Annotated in this window: 34 protein-coding genes and 1 riboswitch; of the genes, 9 read left to right on the forward strand and 25 right to left on the reverse strand. The window is 37.7% G+C overall.

Annotated features, from left to right (window positions below; genetic code table 11):
* Positions 1-112 precede the first annotated feature (112 nt).
* The 12 genes from GNT69_RS20935 to GNT69_RS20990 all read right to left on the reverse strand — a co-directional run bounded on the left by GNT69_RS20935 (position 113) and on the right by GNT69_RS20990 (position 9,831).
* The gene (locus tag GNT69_RS20935; RefSeq protein WP_203556947.1) at positions 113-310 is read right to left on the reverse strand and encodes a hypothetical protein; all 198 of its coding nucleotides are present in this window, start codon (positions 308-310) and stop codon (positions 113-115) included.
* A 122-nt stretch (positions 311-432) separates the two neighbouring features.
* The gene (locus GNT69_RS20940) at positions 433-813 is read right to left on the reverse strand and encodes a VOC family protein (protein WP_203556948.1); all 381 of its coding nucleotides are present in this window, start codon (positions 811-813) and stop codon (positions 433-435) included.
* Between the two features lie 395 nt (positions 814-1,208).
* Positions 1,209-1,604: a stalk domain-containing protein gene (locus tag GNT69_RS25940; RefSeq protein WP_275411268.1), complete on the reverse strand. Its 396-nt coding sequence runs from the start codon at positions 1,602-1,604 to the stop codon at positions 1,209-1,211.
* A 529-nt stretch (positions 1,605-2,133) separates the two neighbouring features.
* Positions 2,134-2,862, reverse strand: a complete 729-nt coding sequence (locus tag GNT69_RS20950) for an ABC transporter ATP-binding protein (RefSeq protein ID WP_203556949.1) — start codon at positions 2,860-2,862, stop codon at positions 2,134-2,136.
* The gene (locus tag GNT69_RS20955) at positions 2,859-3,629 is read right to left on the reverse strand and encodes an ABC transporter permease (protein ID WP_203556950.1); all 771 of its coding nucleotides are present in this window, start codon (positions 3,627-3,629) and stop codon (positions 2,859-2,861) included. The genes GNT69_RS20950 and GNT69_RS20955 overlap by 4 nt, the downstream gene beginning before the upstream one ends.
* Positions 3,629-3,919, reverse strand: a complete 291-nt coding sequence (locus GNT69_RS20960; protein ID WP_203556951.1) for a thiamine-binding protein — start codon at positions 3,917-3,919, stop codon at positions 3,629-3,631. Before GNT69_RS20960 ends, GNT69_RS20955 begins: the two co-directional genes overlap by 1 nt.
* A 12-nt stretch (positions 3,920-3,931) precedes the next feature.
* Positions 3,932-4,948, reverse strand: coding sequence for an ABC transporter substrate-binding protein (locus GNT69_RS20965; protein ID WP_203556952.1), 1,017 nt, complete (start codon positions 4,946-4,948; stop codon positions 3,932-3,934).
* Positions 4,949-5,086: 138 nt separating this feature from the next.
* Positions 5,087-5,196, reverse strand: a riboswitch (TPP riboswitch).
* Between the two features lie 197 nt (positions 5,197-5,393).
* A complete protein-coding gene (locus tag GNT69_RS20970) occupies positions 5,394-5,669 on the reverse strand; it encodes a hypothetical protein (protein ID WP_203556953.1) in 276 nt (91 codons plus the stop codon).
* Positions 5,670-6,246: 577 nt separating this feature from the next.
* Positions 6,247-6,855, reverse strand: coding sequence for a hypothetical protein (locus GNT69_RS20975; RefSeq protein WP_203556954.1), 609 nt, complete (start codon positions 6,853-6,855; stop codon positions 6,247-6,249).
* 332 nt (positions 6,856-7,187) lie between these two features.
* Positions 7,188-7,610 carry a hypothetical protein gene (locus GNT69_RS20980; RefSeq protein ID WP_203556955.1) on the reverse strand — a complete coding sequence of 141 codons (423 nt, stop codon included), beginning with the start codon at positions 7,608-7,610 and terminating at the stop codon, positions 7,188-7,190.
* Positions 7,611-7,735: 125 nt separating this feature from the next.
* The gene (locus GNT69_RS20985) at positions 7,736-8,977 is read right to left on the reverse strand and encodes a DnaB-like helicase C-terminal domain-containing protein (RefSeq protein WP_203556956.1); all 1,242 of its coding nucleotides are present in this window, start codon (positions 8,975-8,977) and stop codon (positions 7,736-7,738) included.
* Complete coding sequence (locus GNT69_RS20990; protein ID WP_203556957.1) at positions 8,974-9,831, reverse strand: DnaD domain-containing protein; 858 nt, start codon at positions 9,829-9,831, stop codon at positions 8,974-8,976. Before GNT69_RS20990 ends, GNT69_RS20985 begins: the two co-directional genes overlap by 4 nt.
* 433 nt (positions 9,832-10,264) lie before the next feature.
* Here GNT69_RS20990 and GNT69_RS20995 point away from each other — a divergent pair, with 433 nt between their 5' ends.
* Positions 10,265-10,441: a CobW-like GTP-binding protein gene (locus GNT69_RS20995; RefSeq protein ID WP_239094384.1), complete on the forward strand. Its 177-nt coding sequence runs from the start codon at positions 10,265-10,267 to the stop codon at positions 10,439-10,441.
* A gap of 498 nt (positions 10,442-10,939) precedes the next feature.
* On the opposite strand, the gene GNT69_RS21000 is transcribed toward GNT69_RS20995, so the two are convergent.
* From GNT69_RS21000 to sufU, 3 genes are all read right to left on the reverse strand, one after another.
* Positions 10,940-11,185, reverse strand: a complete 246-nt coding sequence (locus GNT69_RS21000; protein ID WP_203557043.1) for a GTP-binding protein — start codon at positions 11,183-11,185, stop codon at positions 10,940-10,942.
* A 78-nt stretch (positions 11,186-11,263) separates the two neighbouring features.
* A complete protein-coding gene (locus GNT69_RS25675; protein WP_239094385.1) occupies positions 11,264-11,461 on the reverse strand; it encodes a molybdopterin-binding protein in 198 nt (65 codons plus the stop codon).
* Positions 11,462-11,474: 13 nt separating this feature from the next.
* Positions 11,475-11,924, reverse strand: coding sequence for a Fe-S cluster assembly sulfur transfer protein SufU (sufU, locus tag GNT69_RS21010; protein ID WP_203556958.1), 450 nt, complete (start codon positions 11,922-11,924; stop codon positions 11,475-11,477).
* Positions 11,925-12,059: 135 nt separating this feature from the next.
* On the opposite strand from sufU, the gene folE2 reads away from it, so the two are divergent.
* On the forward strand, positions 12,060-12,962 hold the full coding sequence (gene folE2 / locus GNT69_RS21015) for a GTP cyclohydrolase FolE2 (RefSeq protein ID WP_203556959.1): 903 nt from the start codon (positions 12,060-12,062) through the stop codon (positions 12,960-12,962).
* 431 nt (positions 12,963-13,393) lie between these two features.
* Here the strand turns inward: folE2 and GNT69_RS21020 are convergent, their stop codons facing one another.
* The 4 genes from GNT69_RS21020 to GNT69_RS21035 form a co-directional block, all read right to left on the reverse strand.
* Positions 13,394-13,627, reverse strand: a complete 234-nt coding sequence (locus GNT69_RS21020; RefSeq protein ID WP_203556960.1) for a glutaredoxin family protein — start codon at positions 13,625-13,627, stop codon at positions 13,394-13,396.
* Positions 13,624-13,953 carry a bacillithiol system redox-active protein YtxJ gene (ytxJ, locus tag GNT69_RS21025; protein WP_203557044.1) on the reverse strand — a complete coding sequence of 110 codons (330 nt, stop codon included), beginning with the start codon at positions 13,951-13,953 and terminating at the stop codon, positions 13,624-13,626. Before ytxJ ends, GNT69_RS21020 begins: the two co-directional genes overlap by 4 nt.
* Positions 13,954-14,373: 420 nt before the next feature.
* Complete coding sequence (locus GNT69_RS21030; protein ID WP_203556961.1) at positions 14,374-14,631, reverse strand: DNA-binding protein; 258 nt, start codon at positions 14,629-14,631, stop codon at positions 14,374-14,376.
* A gap of 294 nt (positions 14,632-14,925) precedes the next feature.
* The gene (locus GNT69_RS21035) at positions 14,926-15,153 is read right to left on the reverse strand and encodes a hypothetical protein (protein WP_203556962.1); all 228 of its coding nucleotides are present in this window, start codon (positions 15,151-15,153) and stop codon (positions 14,926-14,928) included.
* A 704-nt stretch (positions 15,154-15,857) separates the two neighbouring features.
* Between GNT69_RS21035 and GNT69_RS21040 the strand changes: the two genes are divergently transcribed.
* Positions 15,858-16,328, forward strand: coding sequence for a hypothetical protein (locus GNT69_RS21040; protein WP_203556963.1), 471 nt, complete (start codon positions 15,858-15,860; stop codon positions 16,326-16,328).
* Positions 16,329-16,700: 372 nt separating this feature from the next.
* Here GNT69_RS21040 and GNT69_RS21045 read toward each other — a convergent pair whose 3' ends face one another.
* A complete protein-coding gene (locus GNT69_RS21045; protein ID WP_203556964.1) occupies positions 16,701-16,874 on the reverse strand; it encodes a hypothetical protein in 174 nt (57 codons plus the stop codon).
* 355 nt (positions 16,875-17,229) lie between these two features.
* Between GNT69_RS21045 and GNT69_RS21050 the strand changes: the two genes are divergently transcribed.
* Together GNT69_RS21050 and GNT69_RS21055 are read left to right on the forward strand one after the other, a co-directional pair.
* On the forward strand, positions 17,230-17,682 hold the full coding sequence (locus GNT69_RS21050; protein ID WP_203556965.1) for an AraC family transcriptional regulator: 453 nt from the start codon (positions 17,230-17,232) through the stop codon (positions 17,680-17,682).
* 344 nt (positions 17,683-18,026) lie between these two features.
* A complete protein-coding gene (locus GNT69_RS21055) occupies positions 18,027-18,620 on the forward strand; it encodes a serine hydrolase domain-containing protein (RefSeq protein ID WP_203556966.1) in 594 nt (197 codons plus the stop codon).
* Between the two features lie 85 nt (positions 18,621-18,705).
* On the opposite strand, the gene GNT69_RS21060 is transcribed toward GNT69_RS21055, so the two are convergent.
* Positions 18,706-18,954 (reverse strand): hypothetical protein, encoded by a 249-nt coding sequence (locus GNT69_RS21060; protein WP_203556967.1) that lies wholly within the window; start codon positions 18,952-18,954, stop codon positions 18,706-18,708.
* A gap of 147 nt (positions 18,955-19,101) precedes the next feature.
* Here GNT69_RS21060 and GNT69_RS21065 point away from each other — a divergent pair, with 147 nt between their 5' ends.
* Positions 19,102-19,302 carry a hypothetical protein gene (locus GNT69_RS21065; protein WP_203556968.1) on the forward strand — a complete coding sequence of 67 codons (201 nt, stop codon included), beginning with the start codon at positions 19,102-19,104 and terminating at the stop codon, positions 19,300-19,302.
* A 181-nt stretch (positions 19,303-19,483) separates the two neighbouring features.
* On the opposite strand, the gene GNT69_RS21070 is transcribed toward GNT69_RS21065, so the two are convergent.
* Complete coding sequence (locus GNT69_RS21070; protein WP_203557045.1) at positions 19,484-19,708, reverse strand: hypothetical protein; 225 nt, start codon at positions 19,706-19,708, stop codon at positions 19,484-19,486.
* 155 nt (positions 19,709-19,863) lie between these two features.
* Positions 19,864-20,304 (reverse strand): hypothetical protein, encoded by a 441-nt coding sequence (locus tag GNT69_RS21075; RefSeq protein ID WP_203556969.1) that lies wholly within the window; start codon positions 20,302-20,304, stop codon positions 19,864-19,866.
* A 397-nt stretch (positions 20,305-20,701) separates the two neighbouring features.
* Here GNT69_RS21075 and GNT69_RS21080 point away from each other — a divergent pair, with 397 nt between their 5' ends.
* The 3 genes from GNT69_RS21080 (at position 20,702) to GNT69_RS21090 (ending at position 24,312) form a co-directional block, all read left to right on the forward strand.
* The gene (locus tag GNT69_RS21080; RefSeq protein WP_203556970.1) at positions 20,702-22,141 is read left to right on the forward strand and encodes a sensor histidine kinase; all 1,440 of its coding nucleotides are present in this window, start codon (positions 20,702-20,704) and stop codon (positions 22,139-22,141) included.
* 15 nt (positions 22,142-22,156) lie between these two features.
* Positions 22,157-22,801 carry a response regulator transcription factor gene (locus tag GNT69_RS21085; protein WP_203556971.1) on the forward strand — a complete coding sequence of 215 codons (645 nt, stop codon included), beginning with the start codon at positions 22,157-22,159 and terminating at the stop codon, positions 22,799-22,801.
* A 137-nt stretch (positions 22,802-22,938) separates the two neighbouring features.
* Entirely contained in the window at positions 22,939-24,312 is a 1,374-nt protein-coding gene (locus tag GNT69_RS21090) for a DoxX family protein (RefSeq protein ID WP_203556972.1), read from the forward strand.
* A 298-nt stretch (positions 24,313-24,610) separates the two neighbouring features.
* Here GNT69_RS21090 and GNT69_RS21095 read toward each other — a convergent pair whose 3' ends face one another.
* Positions 24,611-24,811, reverse strand: a complete 201-nt coding sequence (locus tag GNT69_RS21095; RefSeq protein ID WP_203556973.1) for a hypothetical protein — start codon at positions 24,809-24,811, stop codon at positions 24,611-24,613.
* 532 nt (positions 24,812-25,343) lie between these two features.
* Positions 25,344-26,405: a TRAP transporter substrate-binding protein gene (locus GNT69_RS21100; RefSeq protein ID WP_203556974.1), complete on the reverse strand. Its 1,062-nt coding sequence runs from the start codon at positions 26,403-26,405 to the stop codon at positions 25,344-25,346.
* Between the last annotated feature and the right edge of the window lie 5 nt (positions 26,406-26,410).

Here is a 26,410-nt window from a genome sequence, read left to right on the forward strand (position 1 = left end):
TGGCATAGTTCCCTGCTATAAGAAAGAAATATTTTTTAAGCATGGAAAGGCTCTTTAATAATACTGCGAAGATGACTAAAGGAGAAAAACATCAATACATTGTTTTTTGAAACTACTCCCCAAGCGATTGATACTCTGCTGCAAGACCTTTTTGAACGCCTGGTCGTTTCGCAATGCGATGAGCCCATTCCAAGAGATGAGTATATTCATCCATGTTTAAAAATTTATAAGAGCCTTCATACAATTTTCCTGGGACAAGAGGGACAGTCCCTTGTCCCGCGCAATGAGCAGATAACTCAATAAAAAACAAAAAAGCCCTGCAGATTTCCCTACAGGACCATCACCATTTCGGATTGTAAAAATTTGGTGGGACATGGAGCCTGTCCCCTCGCCCCTCAATCTTTTTACAATCATTTTTGTATTTAGAACGTTTTATTTCTTACGCTTTACTTCGATTCGATAGCCATCAGGGTCAGTAACAAAGAAGTAAGAAGGTGTTCCACCTGAAAGTCCTCTCAATTCACCTGTTTCATAAGAAGAAGCTTTACAAATTTTATGCATTTCTTCTAAATCATTTACTGTTACGCCTAAATGACTGAAACCATTTCCTATAACATATGGATCTGCATCATAATTGTAAGTAAGTTCTATTTGTACTGAAGAACCTGGTGAATTCAAATAGATTAAATCAAATTTATCTTCAGGGAATTCTCTGCGACTGGCTACTTCAAAATCAAAAAGCCCAGTATAAAAATCTAAAGTAGCATCAATGTCTCTAACACGTAAACAAATTTCAACGAGGACTTGGTCCATTTTATCTTCCTCCGTAATTTTATTGATTCTATCTTACCATAGATACTATATAAGTACATTTGATTCGATTGAATAAAGTTAATTGTTATTTAAAATGGTTATTACTGATTTAAAACAGTATCTTAATTCCGACATACCTTATAAGCATCTATCGCATTATTAGAAAATGATAAGACGTTAGAAACAGTTCATTCATGTGGAGTGCTGTTCACTACTCGTAAGAAAAGATAAATAAGGGATGTAACCGTGAGTAAGAGCCTTTTCTAAGTAGAAAGGCTCTTTAATAATACTGTATGATACAGAATAGATAGGGTTTATCCAAAAAAGTTATTTACTAAAACTCAGGCTTCAACAATCGCACTCTTTAATGGAATAACCTAGATATGGCCTCAGCCTTAAAATGGGTTAATATGTTGTGTAACTAAATAACTCTCGGCGTGCCTCATGGTGTTGTGCCAATAAATGGTTCCGCCAAAAGCATGATTGATAAAGCGCGGGCACATAAGTTGTTCCTTGATAGATTCTCGCTGGGACATCAATCGTGAAGCTGGTGCCATCGACGTAAACGGTGCGAGAATCGGGATGAAGCAAGAGTTCACGTTCCCCACGTATGATCTCGTAATACTTCTATCATTTTGATCCCAGTTCACTTCTGAATCAAGTATTTCTGAAACAGCCGGTAACGGAATAAGCATTCTCCCATTTTCAATTTTTCCATTTTTGTCAATCGCGGTCAACTTTATTCGCGCAAAGGTTTCCATCGGATTGCTACATGGCAGCGTAATAGTCAAAAACAGCGCTCTAACACAGTTATTGCTTTTATCACAATTTTCCCCTGCCATATTCTATTATTCAAGTAGAGATGATCTCCATTATATACAAAACGAGTTCAATGCCTTTTAACATTAAACTCGTTTTTTATGTAGGTGTCTGGCATGCCCCGGAATGTTGACAGAGGATTTACTCTGTTGATGAAATATTGAAATACGTCTAGAAGCTTTTCGTTATCTACTGTGCGAATTCCCATGGATGCCTAGTCTAGTAGTAGGTAGATTTGTCCTTCTTAATTGGGTGTGGCCCCTTCCATTGTCAGAATTACCCCCTATAAAGTGCTATGTGGACTTTTACATCTGCTACTTTCCAGCGGTTATCTTCGTGAAAAAGGGTCAGTCCCCCAGCGAAGTAAAGCGTTACTCCACCGGGGACTGACCCCGAATACCCAATGGTTAGCCATTACTCTTACAATACCAGTAAAAAACAGCCTAGACCTACATCTAGACTGTGAAAAATAATCAGACTAAAAGTAACCCATCCAACTGTTTACCTCAATTCTTGATAGATTTCCTTTTTCCATCGTAAAAACTCTTCCGATAACAGGATGGATTCTTCCCGTGGACGCGGAAACGGAATCTTAAATTCTCGCTTCACGGTCGCCGGGTTGCTTGTAAGGACGATAATTCGGTCCGATAGAAAGATAGCCTCTTCAATACTATGCGTCACAAACAGAACAGAGCGACGATTTTGGCCCCAGATGTGTAATAGCCATTTTTGCATTTCTAACCGCGTCAACTCATCTAGTGCCGAAAATGGCTCATCGAGGCAAATAAAAGATTGGGGACTGAGCAGACTTCGAACAAACGCAACCCGTTGGCGCATTCCACCTGACAGTTGATGGGGATACGCATTCTCATAACCTGCTAACCCTGCTTTTTCAAGCATGGCCCGTGCCTTCTGTTCGTCTGGTTTCCCAAACAGCTCACTGCCAAGCACGACATTTTTTAAAATCGTCCTCCATGGAAATAAGGACGGGCTCTGTGGCGTATAGCTAATCGAACCACGTTTCCCGGTGATCTTTTCCCCATCCAAATAAAAATCTCCCGCATCTGGTTCATACATGCCACCAATTAAATGAAATAATGTACTTTTCCCACTTCCAGATGGACCGAGTAACGAGACAAACTCACCATCTTCCACTGTAAAGGTGATATCTTCCAGTACCGTTTTCTTATCAAAGGATTTCGTGATATTTTTTACGATGAGCTGGCTCATTTTCCGGTCCCATCTCCTTTCGGCCGCCCCTTAACGAACAGTTTTTCCAAACTGATAATGATGGCGAAAAATAACATACATAAGATCATGATGAAAAGAATAGCCACAAAAACACGATCCGTTCGAAACGAGGAGGATGCAAGTGTCATATAAACACCAATTCCTTGGTTCCCACCAAGCCACTCCGCAATGACTGCACCCATTACGCTGTACGTGGCGGATATCTTCAATCCGGAAAATAAGGATGGCAGTGCGTGTGGGAGTTCAAGCTTAAAGAAAATTTGTTTTTTTGATGCCCCGGCCATTGTCATATAATGGATGAGCTCCTGACTGGTCTGTCTGAATCCATCTAACGCCGATACTGCAATCGGGAAAAAGCAAACGAGTGTGATAACAATGATTTTCGGCATCATCCCGAACCCAAACCAGATCACAAGCAACGGTGCGAGTACGATAATTGGAATATTTTGCGATAAGATTAATAAGGGATAGAAGGCTTCTCTTATACGAGGCATAAGGTGCAAAGCAATCGCGACGATCAATCCAACACTACATCCTATACCGAATCCGATCACCGTTAATTGAATGGTTGACCCGATATGATGGTGATAATTCGCCCAGCCAGCTACGGCCTCCTGCCAAATTTCCGACGGTGCCGGCAACAGCCATGACGGAATTTCAAAGAAAGTGCTCGACCATTCCCAAATGATCAATAAAAGGATGATGACCAAGAGTGGCCGCCATCCTGCTTTCATCCCCTTATACATTAACGATATTTCTCCGTCAATTGATCCATTGAGGCACCGTCCGGTTTGTAAAGCACTTTCACTTGCGAAATGATGCTGGGGCTTCCTAGTTCCACCATTTTTTCATTCATCTTTTCAACAATGGCAAACAGATCTGAAAGCTCCCCTTCCATCGTCGTTTCTAAAGGATTGACTACATATTTCACACCAGATTCTTCAATGACAGCGATGGCCGCATCCACGTATGGGATTACATCTTCGCCATTTTTTGTTTTCGGGATAATTTGTATACTTAGTAAGGAATTTGCCATGTCACACACCTCTTATTGTTGTGGTAAAAATTCATTTGTAAATGCTTTTTCTGCGTCTAACTCGGTTTCCAATAAACCATTTTCATACATCCAACTAGCGTAGTTTTCCCAAACCTCTAGTGATTGAACCCCCCATTGCTCCGCATCATCTTGATATTTTGGCGATAACCATTCTTGACTTGCCTTCACAAGATCTGCATCTAAATCCGGTACAGCTTCAATGAGAATATCTGCTGAAGCAGCTGGATTGTCAATTGCATATTGGTACCCTTGGCTAACAGCAGCCATAAACGCTTTAATCGTTTCGGGATCATTATCAATTTTCTTTTCATTCGTAATAATGACTGGCGTGTAATAATCAAGTTTCTCGGAATAATCGGTTAAATAGAGCATATCCAATTCCATATCACGAAGTTCCGCTTCGACACCAGTCCAAGCATAGTAAATCCAGGCAAAGTCAATGTCACCACGCTCAATGGCTATAAAGAAATCCGAATTCCCCATGTTTATATTCTCTACTTCGCTAACATCGGCATCTTGTTGCTTCATGAGAGAATCAATGACCGCTTCTTCCACCGGTGCACCCCAACCGCCGTATGTCTTCCCTTCAAAGTCAGCTGGTGATTTGATGCCACGGTCTGCTGGTGCAGCGAATCCAGATGTATTGTGTTGAATAACCGCTCCAATGGATACAATCGGAATCTCCTGCACCCGTGCTTCCGTAATACTTTCTTGATAACTAACGCCGAAATCAGCTTGTCCAGCTGCAACAAGCTGGTCAGACCCTGCCTCTCCTGGTAATAGAATTTCTACGTCCAAGCCTTGCTCTTCAAAAAATCCTTGATCCTGTGCTACATATAAGCCAGTGTGATTCGTATTTGGTGTCCAGTCCAATACAACGGATACTTTTTTCAATTCTTTCGTTTCTCCTCCATTGTCAGACGCCCCAGTATCCTCTTGATCTGAATTACATCCTACTAATCCTGTGATAAAAACAACTGCAAGTAATACCCATAAGCCTTTCTTCACCTTTGCATCCTCCTCCTATGATGATCGATCTCTAGCAAGTATTGGTGGAACGCAGGAACAAACATTATCAGTTCGTTTTCCCGTTGATCAAAATAAAAAGCGCCCTAGGATATACCTAGGGCACATATTATCAACTTCAAATGTTTTAAATATGTTCCCTACGCTGGTTTTAGCCAGATCAGGTTCCAAGGGTCTGCATCTTACGGACGCGATCTCAACCAGTCACACTGGTTCCCCCACATTATTTGCTATTCATTTAATCTAGTATTTACAATGACATAGATGCGAAGTTTTATCAAGCAGTTACTATTAGAGGATAACATTTATCTTGTATATTATCTTCAGGAATTCTTCTACGATCGCTGTCGAATCATTCTTAGTAGGATTGATTTTCTAAACATGTTCCTTAAAAGTTCTAGTTATAGTAAAAAAATAACTACCTCTATTAACTTGTTGACCCGTTGCGTCTAGCTTTCAACTCACTAGCTGTGAATCTTTTCATACTTGGGTTATTCAAATACCTAGACAATGATTCTTTTAGCTCTGGATACTCCTCAATCTCTTGAGATAAATCCTTATAGACCGATTCATTATGTGAGCGTGAATCATGATTTTCAATTTCAATTGAAATTAACTTACCATCCACAACAAACACGCCTGATTGTTTATCATTTAGAGCATTAAATATTTCTTGTTTGGCATGTTCACTTAATCGATTCATTTAGGATCACCTCAAATAAAATTTTATCACATCGTTCGCAGTAAGCTAATAGGTTTTAGGGTCCGCTGCGCGCTCTGGTTATAATCATGACGCGATTCACTGCCATTGGGGTATTTTTTGTTATTGGCTTGAATAGGCATAAAAAAATAATATTAATATGTAAACTTAATATTCGCCTCTTTTCACTTCCATAATATAAGTCTCCCAGCCGCTAAGTATTTTAATGGCACTCTTATTATAAATACTTGTTAAAATTTAGTATCAGGGGTTATAAAATAAGGGTAGCCTAAATGATTCGGTTTGCCTTCAAGCAAGCTTTTATGGCTTCTGTTATATTATTCTTGTATGTAATCAAAATATAATTCCCTTGAACATCTTGAAATGAGCGGAACTGTATCCGCTGTTTCTATTGGAACAGAGGGCGAAACGGAAGGTCCGTCCCAATGTTCTCTCAGATGATTAACTAATCGAATATCATTTATGTAAAAAGCCCTTCGGGTTACAGACTTAAGGGCTAAAATGTCTAAGCAATCTTCATTTTTTTAAAGCGCCTATCTAAAAAAAACAAACTTATTAGCTATGATTTCATAATAAACGCTAATTTAAAAAATGGATTTGTAATTTCAATTGGGGCTCCATTCCCCGTATTATTTGTATTAAAGCTGTGGTCATGTAATCCCGCGTTCGCGACAGTGACAGTATGATTGTGACTACCACTACTATCGGTTGTGAAAGTATGGGAATGGATTCCGCTTAAGCCGGTAAATGCAAAAAATTGTACGCCGTTTGCATACGTTCGATCACCATCAGTAATACCCGCAATACCTTCGGTTTCAAATGTAACTAAACCATAGGAATGCCTGTGCTCTCCATCTGAATTGGTGGTTCCCGTATGAGTGTGACTTCCGGTTAGATCGGTAGTTGCCGGATGATTGTGATTTCCAGCGATATCTGTAACTCCACCATGTGAATGTGAAGGTAATTGAGGTTCATTTAAAGTAATGCTGTTGCTTCCACCTGTGTCTCCAATTTCTGAATCGGAGACAGTACCCATTATAAATCTGTCCCTTAAGTCTGGAGTACCATTGGTACCATCACATAATAGCCAATCCTTCGGAATATTGTTAATAGATCCGCTCCACATAACAATAATCCCACTTGGAACAAAAAAACTCGGTTTTGCCATAACAATCCATCCCCTATAATATCTTATTGAGATTTTTTCACTCTTTCCATCTTATGATGATATAAAATCAGAAGAAATAATTTAGTTAACCATTTTTGATCTTCCTTTCATCAAATTGGGGTTATTTTACAAAATTTTTCGTTCGTTTAAGTACAGAGGTCTGACCCCCTGCTCATTTGAAATGAGCGGTACTGTTTCCGCTGTTTCTATTGGAACAGAGAGTGAAACGGAAGGTCCGTCCCCATGTTCCTCAAAACGGACAATTAAATATCAGTTTACATAATAAAATTATCATCCCCTATCAATCTCCAGGACAAATGTTGAGGTTCTGCCTAATCCCGCTCAAAGCACCCTGCGATCGCTGGATACTTCTCATGTTCATTTTTCAGCGCGCGAAAACTTTTCACTTCATTCCCCCTAGTCATCTCATAATCTAGTAACATTTCGTGACAATTTAAGGGCCGTTGCTGGAAGCTGTTTGTGAAATAGTCAACAGCTTCCTGCGGGCTTGCGGCAAAGATGAAAATGAATTTTTTCTGGTCCATTTTCAACGAATAACAGTTGATCTTTTTAAATCCTAGCGCATTCCCATTGATCATTTCTGTTACTTTCTGCATGTCTGCCTGATCAAAGTCAAGCAACGAGATCGGATCCTCCCACGACACCTTGCGTTCCAAAATTAAGTGTTGAATGACATGTGCCAAAACGGATTCTTCGTACATAATCGCATCAAAATACATATCCTTAACCAACATAATCGAATCACCTCTATCAATATGTAACGAGGGAACGGTTCACTGTTTCCCCCTGTTTCTGTTTAATTAAATAGATTTGGTTTTTTGGGAATGAGTGAGGAGAACAACGAAACCACACCGCGTTATTATTCAGGCAAATCCTCGATCCTGCCTGTACATTCGTTATATTTCGCCATGACCGTCCCCACTTGACCATTCCGATTTTTACAAACAATGAACTCAAGCAGTGGATTTCCCTCACTCCGGTCGTAATATTTTTCGCGGTACAAGAACACAATGATATCGGCATCTTGCTCCACACTCCCGGATTCACGAATATCTGACATCATTGGTCGTTTATTCGCTCTACTTTCCACGTTTCGATTGAGCTGTGCCAAACAAACGACCGGGCAGGAAAACTCTTTTGCCATGAGTTTCAGACTTCTCGATATTTCCGTCACCTGCAGATGTGAATTTCCGCCGTAAAATTGATTTGTGGCAATCAAGGTTAAATAATCGATAAAAATAATCGGTTTTTGCTTTGGAAATTGGTGGATCATCTTCCGTGTCTTGGCCCTCATCTCAGGAACGGTTTGTCCTGGACCATCAAAAATTTGAATGCGAGTCTCATTCAGATACCCCAAGACATCCTGCCATTTATTCTTTTGATTTGGACTTAAAAGTTGATTCGGATTCTGCATTTTCGCTCGATTAATCCCTCCAGTCGAGGCAATTAATCTTGATGTAATTAGTTTTTCAGGCATTTCCAAGGAAAAGATGATTGGCAAGTAGCCCGCCCAGCCTGCGGACTTAGCAAAGTGAAGCATGACATCCGTTTTCCCCATCGAAGGTCGTGCCGCAAGAATGGTGACTTCCCCATCATGAAAGCCCCTCATCATTGCATCTAGATTTTTAATTCCAGTCGTCGCGCTTGTAAATAACTCCTGCTCCTGCCATGGGGCCTCATACATTTCTGCTAATGCTTCGGTAATCGAATTATGATCATCGACCTTGATTTCATTGATTTTATCGAGCTCGGAAATCACTTTGTTAATCTCCCAATCATTTCTGGCAGCGAGAATTAAAATATTTTTCTTTTCCCGTTCCTTCCATGCGTCGAGAATTAAATCTTCTATTTCGTTGAATTTCTCAATATCCGCATGAGCCTGCAATTCACTAAAATAGGAAATTCCTCCATACGACTCAAGATTTTCAAGCATCGACATCGTAATTAAATCGATCCCTTTGCCACATTGAGTGAACTCAATCATTCGTTGCATGATTTCCCGATTACGCGTTTCCGCTAACTGCTCGGGACGAATCACCGTATCTTTAATTAAATAGCTGGCCTTCATCAAGCACCCTAAGAACGCTTTTTCTACCATCATTCTTCATCATCCTCCCCTGCACAGAGATCGATTTGAAAACCAGTTGGAATATCTCTACCGATGTGATTAGGAGAAGGCTTGTGCTTCTTTCTTGCGATTTTTTCCGTAAATTCTAATTGTGCTGCCTGGACTTCATCGACGGTCTGATAGCCTTTACTAGCCCAATCACGAAGGATTGCCTCAACATACCTCCAGGTTTTCGACCCATTTTCAACCGCTAATTTCATCGCCTCAAGAACAAGTTCCTCTGATAAATCCATACACCAGCTCGAAATTTTTTCAGCGATGTATCCGCCAATCGTTCCAAATCCATTTTGTTCGAAAAATTCGAATGGATTCTTACGCTTAGCGTGCGTTTCTTTAACTTCTTCTTTCTCTGAAGTAATCTCTGTAGTAATCTCTGGTATTGGTGTGTTCATCACAGTCTCTTCTGCTGTCCACTTGGATGCGTCGTATGGTTCATCTTGAGTACTCGTAATGCTCATTTCTTCCTCATTGTGAACAACAGGAGAGAGCATTTCTTCATCATCGTAAATAGCTGCTAATGCCTCATAATTAATGCGATACCATTTCGTTTTATCTAATTTCAAACGATTGTAATTTCCGCTGATGATCAATTGCTCCTGTTCCAGCTTCGCGATGATTCGGCGAATCGTGCTGATCGACCAGAACGGAAATTGTTCATGCCATCCTTCGTAGGTGTTATATACCCAGCGTTGTCCATCATGAACATGATTGCTTTCCTTCAACCAATAATAAAGCTGTTGAATAAAAATCGATTCATTCAAGCCAATCTTCGCCGCTAACTTCGGTAAAAGCATCATTGGTGCCTCATTCACTACTAATCTACTCATCTCTCACTTCTCCTCCTTTTGATCCAGCCACTCAGTCCATTTGAAAAACCCTTCATCTCTTACATATGAATTTCTTTTCAAAATGGACAGGCTATCTGCAAAAAGGTGTGACGAAATTTTGAATAGTAGTTCTTTTCATAGGTCCTGTGCTAAAATTGCACGCAAAAAAAGGACAACACGAAAACGGTTGTCCTTTGCTGGGCTAGTCCCCCGCATTACTAAAGCGTTAAAGGCCAGTGGGTCAGTCCCCCCATACTGGGGGTCAGGCACTGGATTTTGCAAATTTAACCTAAATAGTAGAATTCCTAAATGCACAAGGAATTCTACTTTGTTTTTTGATATTCGCTTATTCAGGTAAAGCCCCGTTTAATGAGGAATAATTATGATTTGGGCTATATAGATAAAAGAGGTTTATTTTAAGGAGGCCGATGATATGATGGGAAAGGTACCAGTATATGTATTAAGTGGATTTCTAGGAAGCGGAAAAACAACGCTCTTGGAGCGATTGTTAGAAGATTGTACGAGAAAAAAATTACGAGCAACCGTCATAATGAATGAAATAGGGAAAACAGATACAGATGGGGAAATCCTGAATGGGAAAACCGCTTAATACTGTTACGGGAATCTGACTCAAACACTTGCATCATGAGCATAACGGACATTGGTATGAGTGCACAATCCCTGTCAGCAGCACAAACCCAGATGAATGTGCTCCGATGAATTGCGGTTGTTCACACGATACCGATTGCGGACATGAAGTCGTTCCTCATGGAGATCATTTCGATTATCTCGTCAACGGACGGTTGCACCATGTCCACGGAGACCATTGTGACGACCATAGCCCTGTTAAATTAGTTACTGTAGAGTAAACATTTATGCATTTATAGACAAAACCCGGATAAAGGATGTTTTTAATCCTTCATTCGGGTTTTGCTTTTAAATAGATGGTCATAATTTTCTAACCACTGGCTTAAAGCTATTCTGTCCACTGGCTTTTGAACATAGAATGAAGCGGTTCGAAGATGTAAGTGCTGATTTACATGTGATTCATGATGAGAATGTCGTTTACTCTCGTCTTCCATCGTCCTTTCGTATATGTCTGCAGAGCTCATTTTGGCAAACGATACAGTGGGTTCAACTGAAAGCTTAATTCGCCTTGTATCGTGCAACAAATACAGCCATTTAACATTTCCTTTAAAGGCGTGTCGCTAGGAACGACAGCAGAATCGATGCTGATTTCCCCCAGCTCGTTCATTAAAACGCCAATCCTTCGTCCTCTATTCTTTTCAAATTGAATCAAGTCTTGTAGTAACGTACTTTTTCCGCTTCCCAAAAAACCGCTTAATATTATGATATCTACTAGTCACATCTCGTTCAGCAATGCCGGTCCCTCTGTTTAATAAATGGCATCAATTTCGCTAACTGCAATTCCTCATTGGATAGACGCATGGATTTCGACCTTTTCATCTTTGACGATTTCGTAATCTTCTATTACATGGTCCGTTTCTAATAAATATTGACAAATCAGTTGACCGCTCTTGTCGGTTTCTGTTGTTCGAGTATCACTGACAGTAATAATTTTGCATCTTACTTGTTTTGGTGCTTCTTTTTTATGTTCTTGTACACTCAAAAAAAACCTCCGCTTATCTTTTTATTCCTTGATAGGACGGGACATCTGCCATTATTTTGTCTAAGGCCTGCCACGCCATCAGCGCACAATTATGGCGTGCTCTTAATTTGTGGACTCCTTGAAGACTCAGGGCGTCTCCTAAATCAATGTCCTCATTCATTTGCGTTCCTTTTCGTATAAGTTGTTCAAATTCATTTCTTAATTCTGAAACAACGCTTATCTTTTTATTTTTTACCATTTCTGTCATCATCGAGGAAGATGCCATGCTAATGCTGCACCCTTCTCCTTCGAAAGAAACGTTTGTAATTATATCCTCTTCTAACTGTACATAAAGTGTAATAACATCACCACAAGTAGGATTTTTATAATGAACTTTATGTACTCGTTCTCCTTCTAGCTTTCCATAATTCCGTTTATATTTCGCATGGCCAATTACTACTTTACGGTACAGATCATCAAGCAAAGCTTTCCCCTCCAATTTCCTGTTTTCCACACTCTAGAAGAAAAAAAGAAATGTTAATCATTTTACAACCTATCAATATTATTATACTATTTAAATCAGAAAGATTCCTATTTGCATAATAAAAAGGAGCACACGATGGAAATAAAAACACTTCCGAACAAGCATGAACGTCATAAAAGATTTGGGTCAGTTCCTCCCATAACTGGGGCAAAGCCGATAAATAAAGAGGAAATGACAGATCTGCAAAATACACCGAACGATTTTTTATTTGCAATAGAATCTGTCGGAATATGCAATGTTAAACATCCTTTTATTGTAACATCTGACTTAAAACCACATAGGCAAACAACCGTAGGGACTTGTGCATTAACTACGGGGCTCCACCAGATGAGCAAAGGCATTAATATGAGCCGATTAACCGAATTACTACAAGAATACCATCAAGAAGGTTTTCTCCTTGAGATAGATAAGCTTTATTCTTTTACCAAAGCGCTCGCAGAACGGATGGAGCAAATGAGTGCCGAAATAAAAATAGCATTCCCATGGTTCTATGAACGTTCTAGCCCATCCTTAAAGAGGGTTGGATTATCTCACGCCGACGCTTTTATGAATGTGAAATACGACCATGAACAGGGCTTTACGCACGAGATTGGGATAACTGTAGCCGTAACGACACTTTGTCCATGTTCAAAAGAAATCAGCGAATACAGCGCTCATAATCAACGCGGATATGTCACGATAAGAGCAGAACTGACAGAACCTATAGCCACGACACAAGACTGGAAGGGATTACTGCTCGAAGCAGCGGAATCTAATGCCAGTTCGATTCTTTACCCTATTCTCAAAAGGCCCGATGAAAAAGCAATTACAGAAAAAGCCTATGAAAACCCCCGTTTTGTCGAGGATATGGTCCGCCTCGTTGCAGCCGACTTGTACGAAAATGAAAAAATACGAGCTTTTACCGTAGAATGCCGCAATGAAGAGTCGATTCATATGCACGATGCTGTTGCGAAGTTATCTTATAATAAAATAACTTAATCACTTATTATCTTATTAAAACAGAAGATAAATAAGCTGCTGCCTTATTCTAAGGACAGCAGCTTATTACGTATACAGGCAAACTAATCATCAATATAATGAATATTGTTTTTTGACTTACTTACCTACCAATAAATCATTTACTACGCAGTATTGGTCTAAGGACAATCACTCTTATTGAATTAGATATCTTTTATGCTGTTCATGTTTTCTTTCGTGAGTTATTTTTGCATACCTAAGTGTGGTATCTGGCGAACTGTGACCTAACAACTCTTGAATGGCTACGAGTTCAGCTCCATTATTTAATGTTAATGTTGCAAAAGGGAAAAAGGGTCAGTCCCCCAGCGAAGTAAAGCGTTACTCCACCGGGGGACTGACCCCGAATACCGAATACCAATGACATTACATCATCACTTTGGCTAACTTTATTATTAAATTGTTTCTATAAGTTCTTTTAATTCGGGATTAAAGCCTTTAATTGCTTTATCACCAACTACGGTAACAGGTACACCCATAAAGCCAAATTTTTCGACTTCCTGTTGATATTCCACACTTGACATTACGTCTCTTACTTCAAATGGAATTTTTTTCTCTTCTAGCATTTGTTTAACATAGTTGCATTCTACACAACCAGGCGCAGAATAAACGATGACTTGTTTGCTCATGCGTTGAGAGCCTCCTTGATCGAATCTTTTGTAATTTTCCAATGAGAAGTATTCCAAGAAATTTTTCCATCATTAAATAGCAAAATTTGTGGAGATTCATGTTTAATTTCAAATTCTTCAGCAATATGATTGGATACAGGCCGATCTTCGATTACCAAGACCATTGCAGCAGAAGTCGTTTCATTTTCATTAACATATGCTTGAAATTCTTCATTCGCTTTGGCACTGATTGGGCAAGTTGTACTATGTTTGAATAGCAAATGTTTCCCAGGTTGTTGAACAAATTCATTTAATTCTTCAATACTTTTAAGTTGTTTTATTGACATCATCCGCACCATCCTGCTTTTCAATATAATGTTTTCGTTCATAAAGTGAAACTTCAATCAGTGGGGGTTTTCTTCATCCCCCACTGATTGCTAGTTTAACCAATCGGGCGTTTACTGGCTGTTGATCCCCCTCTTACAATTCTTATTACTATCGAATCCTTGAAGTGGGGGTCTTACAGCCAGTTAACCTGCGATAAATTTATCATAATGGAAGATACTTTACTAATAATGTGACTCGTCCACATAGGAACAATCCTATTAATTAAATTTGATTACGGAAAGTGCTATACTACACTTTAAATATAACAATTCCCAATCGCGCCAGATTGCGGAAGATCAAAAAATTTAAAAGAGCTTCAAAAATTAACCTTTTATTATTGTGTTAACGCAACCCGTTAGTGTAACAAACAAATCACAAGTTTAAGTATTTTCATAATTCCTTATCCAGTCACGTATATCCTCATCACAATGTAAGTATTCAGTTGGGGCATCCCTTAAATCTATACCAGACGCTAAATCGAGTAGCTTCCATAATTCCTTATCCCTAATATCATATATTTTATCATTTACAATGTAATGTGTTGCCCAATCAGATATTTTTTCCCTTGTAGTTTCACCTGTTAGCACCTTTTTGAATAACTCAATTACTTCAATGCAAGAAGGTATTTCTTTTTTCATCTATGTTAAACCTCCTATTTTCGAAAGATATTTTGTAGAACCAGTATCACTCACGCATCCCGTTGTTGAACAATATTAAAAAGTAAACCACTCATCATTCTTTACGTTGCGATTGTACTTTGCACTTTCTTTTACTCCATTCAATTCAGATGGCATATACAATTTATTTACGTCCAGTTTATCAAATCTTGTTGCACTATCCTGCTACCGTTACTTCAATAAGAAAAAGCGTCTCCATCTTATTGTAGAAATGCCCCCGTTTCTTTAAGTGAATTTATTCGCAATTTGCCCATTCTATTCAATTATCTCGCTTGAACAAACCTTAAGTTTTTCCTTAGCAATTGCCATTGCACTGTCAATGTTATCAGTAAGCGAGAAGCCAGTAGACATTTGTAGCCAAGTTTCCCATTCACTATCCCAAAAATAAGTGTCAATTTCTAAAAGCCCGTCTCTCGAACGTTTATTAATTTCAACTTTATATTCCTTATTTGGTGAGTATATTTCTTTAACAAGTTCAAGCATAATTCTAACTCCCTTATGAATATCTGTTTAACTCTTGCTACCCTTTAGAATAAGAACTTTTTACATTTTACCTTCTTTAATCCATCTCCAAATACGATAACTACCGAACACTGACACTAAGAAAAGTAAAATCATAAATATAACGTAAATTGATAATCTATTGATTTCTTGTAACCCTTCACCATTAGTCACTACCCACATTGATAATCCAAATAACATTAAGTAACAAAATACATTAGGAATAATCCATACGATTCTTAACTTTGTATTTTTCAAAAGTATCCCCCCCAAAGAAAGTACGAATATCAGCAAGAATTGGTTCCAAATATGTGTTTCTTTCTTCAACAACCCTGGCCCGTTTGTTTAAGTAAATTTATTCACAAGTTTTTCATTTTAATATTTAAAACTTTATAATCCTCTTTTCTGAAAGATACAGTTACTCTAGCAAGTCTTTGCGAATCTGGATAGAAGTACAATTGTTGATTGAATTTTATCCCTAAAGGTCCAATAATCTGGTAAATCAGGTTTAGAATACCAAAACAGTCTACCAAAAGATTCACCCTTAATTTAAATTTCTCTACCCATTTTAAACCATTACCTTTTTCAACTACACAGCCCTTTTAGTCGAGGAAGGATTTGTATAGGTAATGTATTATTAGCCCTAGAAACACAAATAATAATAAGCATAAAAGGAGGCCTAAATAATGAAAAGAATAATGTTTTTATGTCTTTTTGTTACTTTTATATTCATTTTACCTGGATACGAAAAAAACGACATAATATTAACTGATATTGAAACAACAATAATAAAAGCCGAAAATACATTACGTTACGATTTAAAGCTTAAAAATGTAGGGGAAGAAGAAATAAAAAGTGAATTCGATTATCCTGGGCATCACCCTATGGGGTTTGAAATTGTTATACGCCCAAATAAAGAATTAGAATCATTGATGAAAATGGAAGAGCAATCGAAATATAAAAAAATGGTATTTCGCGGAGGAGGGAGTTCAGGACTTTTCGAAGTCGGTAAGGAAGCAACCTTTCATATTGAATATGAAATCAAGAACACTGCAGATTTAAATAAAGTATCGGAAAATGCTTTTGATGGAACATTAATTTTATTAGACGGTTATAGGGTTGTAAAAGAATTTTCTTTGAAAAATTTCGAGCAGTAAATTGCTATGTTATTGCTGTAACACCAAAGATCTAGCTTGGATTTAGTTTACCACCAATAAAAATTGGTGGTTTTTATTATTGATACAGATAGGTAAGAGTTTGAAGTTATCTCTCTCTTTTCCCCCTGTTCACACCGTACGTGAAGCTTTCACCTAATACGGCGTTCCAACTAATCCAATTCATTCAATTCTATGTATCTAATGAAACGAAAATTAAATCCCCAAGTTAGATTGCGTCACTTTTGCACATTTTTCTAAGTTCGTTTACCTTTTCTTTTTGCTTAGTGTTCAATTGTAAAGAAGATAGTAAGTGTTGAATTTTGTTACTATCTTTAAGATGTATGAGTCGATGAACAGCTTCATGTAGCACTATCAAGTTTGAATAGCTGTCATCATTTGAAAGAGAATAGAGAATTTTATGATGACAGTGCCAATCATTATTCCTAGTTCAACTCCTGAGATAGCACACTTTCCATATTGGGCAATGAACATACTAATGCGGTTGTCGTTATATTCAATCATTCGATTTGGGATGAATTTCTTCATGACAGAACCTAATACTTTTTTGTTATCGCATTTAAGTTTTTATGAATTTTCGCTCTGCCTGTAGCTTTAGAATAAAGATTGATTAAGAAATATCCCTCAATCCTTATCTAACAGCAACTTCAAAAACTCCATTTTGAAAAAAGATTGATCAAAATGGAGTTACTCTTTTTAAATAAGTATGAGATTTTTATAAAAAAGTTTGATCATTTTCCACCTATGTTATTCAAGAATAGCGCCCTTTTCTTGAATAAAGGATTCTCTAAAATAATTTTAAAAAATAAAGTGTTTATATTTTTAAAGCATGCTACATTCGGATTGTATCCCCAATAATAATAAAAGAGAGGAAGAAAAGGTTATGAAATTTAAAGTTGAAACACTGCCAAACTATCGTATCGCTTATATGCGACGGGTTGGTCCGTATGGTCCTGCCAATATTGAAGTAATGGAAGAGTTAAAACAATGGGCTAGGAATAGAAATCTCCTTGAATCGGCAATCCTATTTGCAATTCCACGAGATAACCCTGAGACAACACCGCCTGAAAACTGTAGGTTCGATGCTAGTATTGTAATTTCACAGGATTATCAATTGGATGATTCAATTGATGAAGATGAACTCCCCGGCGGAAAATACGTTATTTACAATGTAAGACATACAGCTGAAGAAATCCAAAAAGCATATGCTAACATTTTCCCATCTTTACAATGTAGTGGATATCAAATTGAAAACAAACCCATCATGGAAAAATACGTTGGTGACATGGTTAATAATCCTTATTGCGAAATATGTGTACCTGTTAAACTGTTATAGGGTGTTTTTCCCCCAAAATGGTGGATTGAGGAATCTTCCGAAAAAAAATCCTTACTGGAAAAAGGGTCAGTCCCCCAGCGAAGTAAAGCGTTACTCCACCGGGGGACTCGCCCCGAATACCGGAATACCGAATACCCCCTGTTCGTCCACCATCCCTAGTAACTTATCCATTCTGAATTTTAATTGTATTTCTGCTTTCTTTACTTTAAAATCAATTTAGAATATTTTTCCATATAAAAATATGTTAGTTAATAGACAACAGAGTATGAACATAAATAAACCAGGAAAAGCAATGAACCTACATCAAGATGTACAGCAAAAAAATATCCTTATCGGAGGAAATAATGAGAAAGTTTTCTATCTATTGTTTATGTTTTTTATGTATTTTCACTCTTAAACTTAATCCTACATCAGCGAGTACGAATCTAGACGACGTGAAGGAAACTATTGTTTCATTCATGAATGACTTATATGAAAACCAACTCCAACACCTTAACACTGTTGGTAGCGAGATTGTTATAGTGAAAGATGGTGAGATAATCTATGAACAAGCATCTGGGTACGAAGATGAAAAAGCACAAAAAGAAGTTTCAATAGATGAAACACGATTTCGCATCGCTTCTATATCGAAAACATTCACAGCATTAGCAGTAATGAAACTAGTAGAAGAAGGAAAAATTGATTTAGATGAAAATGTGAATCACTATTTATCTACTTTCCAAATACCGGATACATTTGACGAACCAATCACTATGAGACACCTCGTAACACATACAGCGGGATTTGATGATAAGCTAATGGGAATGGGTGATGAGAATTGGCAGGATACAGAGTCTCTACGGGAACACTTAGCAGAGAATATGCCAAAACGGATCCGTGAACCTGGAAAGTTCTTTCAGTATAGTAATCATGGCTTGGCACTTGCTTGTCTCCATTGATACAGCTCCTCATCACTTATTCCAAACCAAACACTTCGAAGTGCTGCAACAGTAGCCACTAGGTCCGTTGGATCAACGAATACGTTTAAAAGCAGAACCAGCTCATTAAATTCCTGCGTGACACCAATCTTCCTATTTCCGCTAACGCTAACAGGAATACCGACAGCTTCTGTGCGCGCGCATATACATCCATTCCATCATTATAACGAGTCAGAATCATAAATTCCTTTGGTTGATGCCCCGCTTGAATTAACGATTGCAGATAATGAGTAATGTTCTCTGCATCCTTTTCCAGAATAAGCCCTTGGTTCTTTGTAAAGTCACTCGGAACCAAATGGACCACAATTAGTGTAGTGTTTACCTCCAAAGAATAAGATCAGACCCTCACTGGACTAGCCCTTTCTTTAAACATTTTTTCGTTCTAAATTGAATCGTTTTCCAATACGTTAAAAACATAGACTATTTTAAAAGGAGAAATGATATGATTACCATAAAATACTTAGAGAACCATGGTCACGTATTTTGTCAATTGGTAGAACAGATTCCATCAAACGAAAAAATAAAAATAAAAGGACGTAAAGCAACAATACTAGGCATCGATAAGGTGAATGAACAGCTTTATCATATAAATATAGCTTTTGAAAAGAAACCAAAGCAAGACGAAAAGGTTGTAATAAAATAAAGCTAAGCTTGTTTCAGCATTTATGTTTCACAAACAAATAAAAACAAAAATGCTTGGAACAATAACGTTTCCAAGCATTTTTTATCAGTTAAACATGACTTCGGAAAAAAGGGTCCCCCAGCGAAGGAAAGCGTTACTCTACCGGGGGACCCCGAATTTCCCTAATCAAATTCGTAATTTTTCATGCCTTTAACGTTCCTTCATAACGAAGCTGCCCTGTTTTGTAATACAGTTTTCTTTCTACGTTTAGCCATGCTCCGTAAAAGATGTAAGGGCATTTTCGGCACCGATCAGTAAATTTAATTTTGCCGTTTTCATAATACTCCGTTCCTTGCCCTACATCTTGTAAACCTTCGAATTCCCCTTCGTAACGAAGTTGACCAGTTTTATAAGAGAATTTCCCCATTCAAAATGGTTTTCCATCCTTAAATCGACCTTCATACCAAATTACGTTTCCATTTTTCCAATATCTATACCCTCTCCATTTGGTTCATTATTTTGTAACCCGCCCTCATACTTTAAATTACCATTTTCATAGAATAGCACCCCATTACTTATCGTTCAGACCTCCATTCTTTTTCGTGCAAGTTGTTTACGTCGTTTTTTCAATTCTTTTCCGTCCACTTCCCAGTTCGCAATCACTTTTTGTAAGTCTTCAAGTAGTAGTAAGTAATGATAAATTTCTTGTGAGAAGACACCATCTGTTCCTTCTAAGCGATAATAGTCATCAAAATCCTCTATGATACTATCAATATCCTCTATTAATTCTTCTTTTTTCGGCGCCCCATACAACCAATAATTATAAAGTTCATCCTCGTAATCTCTCATCCACTCGATGTACTCAAACCGGACCGCTTCATAATCATCAATATATGGATGATTAAAATCATTAGGAGAATTCTCATAGTCTTCATAACAATCATCAGAACAAAATAATATCCCCTCACAACTCACCCTTCTTTCTAGCTTTGGCTTTCTTCTACAAACTTTACATCGTTTCATATCTCCCACTCTCCCCATCAGAAAATAAGATTTCCCTATCCACCTTCAACATACATACGCTTATTACTTTTTGTTACGAAGCACTGGGACGGCTTCTTAAAGGGGAGAATCAAAAGTTTTAAGCGAAAAAAGGCACGACAAGCGGATTTTTATCTCCACGTCGTGCTTTTTTTCATATTGGAAAAAGTGCCTGACCCCCAGTGCGGTAATTAACTCCAATGCTCTTTTATGTGTCTTCACAGAAGAGTCAAAATAAACAGCCCCTACTTATTTGCAAGCTAATACTCTATAGAAGATTATAAGTGTCATTAACCTTTCAGAAACAAAGCAAATATTTCTTACTTGTATTGTTACGATAATTATACTAATGATTGCATCACTTTAATTTGGAGGAATCATGATTGTGCAGACTTTCTTTGAGGTTAACTTAGGTTTGATTTATTTTATCTATTCACTTATTTTCTTTTTAATGGGTTTTGCAATATTAATTAAAAATCGTGTACATAGTCGATTTAATTTAGCCAAGAGCTTAAAGTATTTGGCTTATTTCGGGATTGTACACGGTATTGCCGACTTAGGATTATTTTTCATCCCGATCCAAAGCAGCTATTTAAGCGCAGAATGGATTCACTTTCTTGAAGGGGTTCAAGTTATCGTGAATGGTTTATCCTTCTATTTCCTTCTAATGTTTGGCGTACACCTTCTCTATTTGACTAAATCTTGGTCAAAAAAAGTATTATATGTCCCCATCTTTTTGTTCAGCTTATGGTTTGCTAGTTTCATTTTGTTACAGCCGATATTTGTTCATGAGGGAAATCAGGAATGGTGGTTTGCGATTAGTGACATCTGGTCAAGATATTTGCTGGCATTTCCTGGCGGTCTATTAGCCTGTTGGGGACTCCTTTCACAAAAAGCAAAATTCAAAGAAAATAATGTAGAATCAATGATCAAAACGCTACAATTTGCAGGATTAGTAATGGCTGTATATGCAATAGTGGGAGGATTAATCGTTCAATACGCTCCGATGCTTCCGACAATACTTTTTAATTCCGATTTATTCTTTACTACATTAGGATTTCCTATTGAAATATTAAGAGGGTTAGTTGGGCTATTCATGTCGGTTTCGATAATTAGAATACTAAAAGTTTTTGATTTAGAATATCAAGTTTATTTATATCATGCAGAAAAAACACAAGCGCTAAATGAAGAACGAAACCGTATTGCACGGGATCTTCATGATGGAACGATTCAATCAATATACGCACTTGGACTACAACTAGAAGGTATGAAACATCATTTATTAAAAGGTTTTGCAATTCATGAAATTCCTCTAGCTAAACGTGCAGAGGAAGATATAAATAATTTTAATCAAAGAATAAATGGCATTATTAAAGAGATTAGGACCTATATAAAAGATTTAAAGCATCCATTAGATACAAACATAACGATGACGGATGAAATTCAACGGCTAGTAAATGATTTAAAAATAAAAAATCACGTTGCTCTCTACTTTCATAATGATTTTACGGGAGAAAGTCCTTCTTTATCGGTATCAATCCAAGTCTACTATATCGTTAAAGAATCATTAACTAATATTTTAAAACATGCGGAAGCAACGGAAGTACACTTGTCAGTTAAAGGTAATAGCCAAAATTTTGAGATCACCATTGCTGACAACGGTAAGGGTTTTGATAAGAACAATTTTCTAAACTTAGGTGATTCTTCTCTATATCACCATGGAGTTAAAAATATGAAGTATCGAGCAAAAATCATTAATGGGAATTTAGAAATTAAAAGTATGAAAAATGAAGGAACAATTATTACACTTGTTGTTTAAGAAGGAGTGGACCATATGAGCAAAAGTATCAAATTAATGTTAGTAGATGATCATACTGTAGTAAGAGCTGGTTTAAAAAGTATTCTTTCGATGCATGATCATATAGAAGTTGTAGCAGAGGCAGCTAGTGGAAAAGAAGCAGTGGCTAAAGCGTCTAACGATGACATTAACCTTATCTTAATGGATATACGAATGCCAAATGATAGTGGAATAGAGGCATGTAAAGCAATTACTAGTAAGTATCCTAATATAAAAGTGATTATGCTGACTTCTGATGATGATGATGATGTCATATATGATTCGATACTTGCTGGGGCGAATGGATATTTATTAAAGGAAATCGATACAAAGGAGCTTATCCAAAGCATTGAGAAGGTAGCCAGGGGAGAATCTTTGCTTGATCCAGCTGTAACATTGAAAATAATGAATCGGTTGAGGCAAGGCAAAACAATGATCGAAACAGAAAAACTAACTGCTCAAGAAAAGCACGTCCTCGCTTATATTGCTCATGGGAAAACCAATCGAGAAATCGGGAAAGAAATGCATTTAAGTGAAAAAACGATAAGGAATTATGCAAGTACAATTTTCTCAAAAATAGAGGTCCACAACCGCGCTGAAGCAGCGGTTTATGCAGTCCGTCATAAATTGGATCAACTTTAAGTACAAATGTCCTTTTGTAAAAAAGGACATTTGTACTTTTAAATTACGGATATTGATCACTACTTCACAAAAATTCTCCGTGGCACAATGAAGTTAGAAATAAAAATAAAGAGCTTCATTAAGGAGATGGAGAAGAAATGAAAAAAAATCAAATTCAGAATCAGTCGCACACTTTTGATCCTTGGCTCGCTTTTGCCCGAATATTTTTAGGGGTATTTTGGTTGTATGAAGTTACCATTGGTCATAACTGGAAAGTCACTCATCCGGAATGGGTAGGGGCAGGTGCTGGTGAATATGTGATCAATGCTGGTAATCGGGCAATTGCGGATGGGACATGGACCTGGTTTGGATGGTTTTGGGCAGAATGGGTTATCCCTTATGCAGCATTTTGGAGTTATGCAGTAATTGCCTTACAACTAGCATTCGGGATCTTATTTATACTAGGACTTTTCGTTCGTCCAACTGCAGTTGTAGCATTAGCTTTTGATCTAAGTGTATTCTTCCTAGGCAACTCACGGATTCCTCCATTATTCTCAATTGGACATATGTTTGTACTTTTAACGAATGCAGGAATGTATTATGGTTTAGATGCTCTAATCAAACAAAAGGTAAAAGACCTTACAACTTCTACAAAAAAAGTTATCCATTTCTTGCTTCACTTGCCAATCGTAAATGAGCGAACTCGACCTTATTTTATAGGGGCTTCGGTTGTAGCATCAATATACTACTTCTTAAAGATTCCGATGATGGAAACAACACGTTTTCAAATGGTTAGTGTAGAGCTTGCCGCACTATTTGCTTTAGGAGCTTTCTTATTCTATATGAGTAAAATGCAAAAGGATACAATCGCTTTAGCTGGAAGTGCTGTAAGAATCTTTATTGGATTTAAATTTCTCCACGAAATCTTTGTCCGTGATGTTCCGGCTCTTAATGGGATGCCAGGATGGGGAAGGCCTGAACAACTTACAGAAGTATTTCAAATTATTGTGAACCAACACTGGCCGATTGTTTCCTCAATCGTCAACCAAGCATTCATACCAGCGGTAACGTTTTGGGCGATTGTATTCGCAGTAGTTCAAACGGCAGTCGGTATAATGTTGATATTGGGTTGGAAAACACAGTTGGCTGCAAAAGTAGGTTTAGTCTTCGTAGGATTATTGATTTTGTTAGGATTTACTCGCTACACAGCCTTCATTTTTGGGTATCTCGTTACAATCATGGGCGTTTATGGTGGACGATTTGGAAGTTTAGATGCAATTGGCACGAAGGTCAAAGTTCAGCCTCAATTTATCTCTGGAAAGCTCATGGCGATTCTTTTAGGAATATCGATTGTCGCATTTATTGCAACATTAGCAACAGGTTTAATTCCAGATGGGTATTCTGAAACAATGGGTGGCTTTGTAGGATCGTTTATAGCAATTTTCTCTTTACTCTTTTTCGTTACTGGGTACATTCAAAGAAAAGAATCGATAACGATGATTCAAGATTCACCAACTAAAGGAGCCGCATAAGGAATGGAAAAAAGAACTAGTGAATGGATTAGGAACCCATTTTCACTAGTTTTTGTGATATCGTTTATTAAATCAACAATATATGCTCCCATTACCACCATTACCCATGGTGGTAGCTTGCTTCCAAAAGACAAGCATGCTAAACAATACTGTCGAAAAAGGCAAATTCAATTGGATTTTGTCACAGGCACGCCCCGAAGAATCTTGTTTCATAGATTGTTCCACTTAGTAGTACGACTGTAGATGTTATTGTATTTCCACTAGATGCTTTTTGACAATCACTTGACACTGAAGATCCTCATTGAAACGGAACAAAAGGATAGCCGATATACTGGATTTTCAAGGTACCATCCTCATAGCTTATCGGTCCTATGTTTCCAACAATCGTAATTGGATTCTGATTTGAATTTGAATGACGGCTGTTAAAAAGCGGGTTTTGTAAAATGAAGATCAACAGCACGTAAAGCAGTAATAAAATATGCAGACTACTATCAGTCACAACAATTCCCCCAGGCAATTTTCTGATTCAGTATATGCCCTAGAGGTTTTACTGTTTCTTAATGAATAAGTGATATAAATTGTCCCTCCAGTTTCAGAAACCTACTATTCCGCGCTTTAAACTAGTGGAATTTCGGGTCAGACCTCCGTTCAGCTAAAGTGTTCAGCGTTAACGTGTTAAAGTTCTTTTTTAGTGGCGTTAGTTCTTTTATCACTTCGGTTTTTGTCGAAGGAATCCTCTGAAGTCCTACAACAATATATGAGAATTAAAAATGAATAGTGAGCATTGACGACGCACCACTAACACTGATGCCTAAACAAGCGATAGCAGACGTTTCAAGACCTTTGTCAAGATACTTTGAAGCTGAATTGAGCTTTTGAAACTTCTCCAACTTTTTCAACCCCTTCTTTAAACATCCGAGTTTAATAGAGCACTCTATTAAACTCGGAAACAAAGCTTCATATAAGATAAGAATATACTTGCTAAACAATTCGACGGATTTCACTTTTCAGTTGTTAGTGAAAGCTTCTATTTACTTCAGTGCTTCAAAAAGTTCCGCTCCCCCATCGACTTGCTTTATAAATACTTCCTTTACTGGTTTAGTTGCTTCTTTCCATTCAGCGACTTCTTCCTCAGTTGGATAATAGATTTCCACACCCTGACTTTCTAGATTTGCAAAAGCCTTGTTCGTTTCCGATAAAACTTTTTCCACAATATACTCCTCTAAATCTTCTCCAGTTTCGGTGAGTATTTGCTGAAGATCTTCAGGAAGCGACTCGAACTTTTCAACCGATATCGATAATGGTATCAAACTATTAATCAATGGAACGTTAGTGTATGTCTTTATAGGCATTTTAACTTGAGATGGATAGATTGGTGTGGTTAGCAGGCCATCGACTAACTTTTGCTGTAGCGCTGTGATTATTTCAGCAGTGGTAATCGTAACACTGCTGGCCCCAATTGCTTTTATCGTTTCAGATCCCAACATCCCACCCGCTGTTCTTAGCTTTAATCCTTTTGCACTTTCCGGGACGGTTATGAGATTATCCAATTCTGTTGTAGCTATTCCACCGTACGCTTCAGTATAAGCAAAGGCTAAAATTTTCAAACCTTTTTCTTCCATCATTTTCGCGATTTTTCCTCCGCCGTTTTCACTTTTGTCAAACGCTTTACGATTTTCCATGATGATAGATAGATCCTCTGGATGATACTCAAAAACGAACGGAAGTTCATAGATATTCCAAATCGGATCAAAACTAGCCATCACTGGAGAAGAAGTGAAACTCATATCAATTTGTCCCTGTAAGACTGCTGGCACTTCTTGTTCTTGAGGCATTAACTGAGCGCTTGGATAAATATCGATCGATAATCTTCCATCACTTCGCTTTTGCACCTCATCATTGAACCACTCAATATACTGGTGCTGAAACGCTGATGTACTATAAGCATGAGCTAGTTTTAAAACGTATTCCTGTTGTCCCGCGGAATCAGTAGAATTACTTTCATCAGTCGTTTGAGTTGATGTTGTATTGTTTCCACATGCAGCTAAAACAACAATTACTAATACACAGAATACAAATTTTAATTTACGCAACCTAA

The organism is Bacillus sp. B15-48 (genome assembly GCF_016879755.1).
GTDB lineage: Bacteria > Bacillota > Bacilli > Bacillales > Cytobacillaceae > Mesobacillus_B.

Coding starts and splice junctions, on each gene's coding strand:
- GNT69_RS20940 (WP_203556948.1), bottom strand. CDS start 813: ATGGACCAAGTCCTCGTTGAAATTTGTTTACGTGTTAGAGACATTGAT.
- GNT69_RS20950 (WP_203556949.1), bottom strand. CDS start 2,862: ATGAGCCAGCTCATCGTAAAAAATATCACGAAATCCTTTGATAAGAAA.
- GNT69_RS20955 (WP_203556950.1), bottom strand. CDS start 3,629: ATGTATAAGGGGATGAAAGCAGGATGGCGGCCACTCTTGGTCATCATC.
- GNT69_RS20960 (WP_203556951.1), bottom strand. CDS start 3,919: ATGGCAAATTCCTTACTAAGTATACAAATTATCCCGAAAACAAAAAAT.
- GNT69_RS20970 (WP_203556953.1), bottom strand. CDS start 5,669: ATGAATCGATTAAGTGAACATGCCAAACAAGAAATATTTAATGCTCTA.
- GNT69_RS20975 (WP_203556954.1), bottom strand. CDS start 6,855: ATGGCAAAACCGAGTTTTTTTGTTCCAAGTGGGATTATTGTTATGTGG.
- GNT69_RS20980 (WP_203556955.1), bottom strand. CDS start 7,610: ATGTTGGTTAAGGATATGTATTTTGATGCGATTATGTACGAAGAATCC.
- GNT69_RS20985 (WP_203556956.1), bottom strand. CDS start 8,977: ATGATGGTAGAAAAAGCGTTCTTAGGGTGCTTGATGAAGGCCAGCTAT.
- GNT69_RS20990 (WP_203556957.1), bottom strand. CDS start 9,831: ATGAGTAGATTAGTAGTGAATGAGGCACCAATGATGCTTTTACCGAAG.
- GNT69_RS20995 (WP_239094384.1), top strand. CDS start 10,265: ATGATGGGAAAGGTACCAGTATATGTATTAAGTGGATTTCTAGGAAGC.
- folE2 (WP_203556959.1), top strand. CDS start 12,060: ATGGAAATAAAAACACTTCCGAACAAGCATGAACGTCATAAAAGATTT.
- GNT69_RS21020 (WP_203556960.1), bottom strand. CDS start 13,627: ATGAGCAAACAAGTCATCGTTTATTCTGCGCCTGGTTGTGTAGAATGC.
- ytxJ (WP_203557044.1), bottom strand. CDS start 13,953: ATGTCAATAAAACAACTTAAAAGTATTGAAGAATTAAATGAATTTGTT.
- GNT69_RS21030 (WP_203556961.1), bottom strand. CDS start 14,631: ATGAAAAAAGAAATACCTTCTTGCATTGAAGTAATTGAGTTATTCAAA.
- GNT69_RS21035 (WP_203556962.1), bottom strand. CDS start 15,153: ATGCTTGAACTTGTTAAAGAAATATACTCACCAAATAAGGAATATAAA.
- GNT69_RS21040 (WP_203556963.1), top strand. CDS start 15,858: ATGAAAAGAATAATGTTTTTATGTCTTTTTGTTACTTTTATATTCATT.
- GNT69_RS21045 (WP_203556964.1), bottom strand. CDS start 16,874: ATGAAGAAATTCATCCCAAATCGAATGATTGAATATAACGACAACCGC.
- GNT69_RS21050 (WP_203556965.1), top strand. CDS start 17,230: ATGAAATTTAAAGTTGAAACACTGCCAAACTATCGTATCGCTTATATG.
- GNT69_RS21055 (WP_203556966.1), top strand. CDS start 18,027: ATGAGAAAGTTTTCTATCTATTGTTTATGTTTTTTATGTATTTTCACT.
- GNT69_RS21065 (WP_203556968.1), top strand. CDS start 19,102: ATGATTACCATAAAATACTTAGAGAACCATGGTCACGTATTTTGTCAA.
- GNT69_RS21070 (WP_203557045.1), bottom strand. CDS start 19,708: ATGGGGAAATTCTCTTATAAAACTGGTCAACTTCGTTACGAAGGGGAA.
- GNT69_RS21075 (WP_203556969.1), bottom strand. CDS start 20,304: ATGAAACGATGTAAAGTTTGTAGAAGAAAGCCAAAGCTAGAAAGAAGG.
- GNT69_RS21080 (WP_203556970.1), top strand. CDS start 20,702: ATGATTGTGCAGACTTTCTTTGAGGTTAACTTAGGTTTGATTTATTTT.
- GNT69_RS21085 (WP_203556971.1), top strand. CDS start 22,157: ATGAGCAAAAGTATCAAATTAATGTTAGTAGATGATCATACTGTAGTA.
- GNT69_RS21090 (WP_203556972.1), top strand. CDS start 22,939: ATGAAAAAAAATCAAATTCAGAATCAGTCGCACACTTTTGATCCTTGG.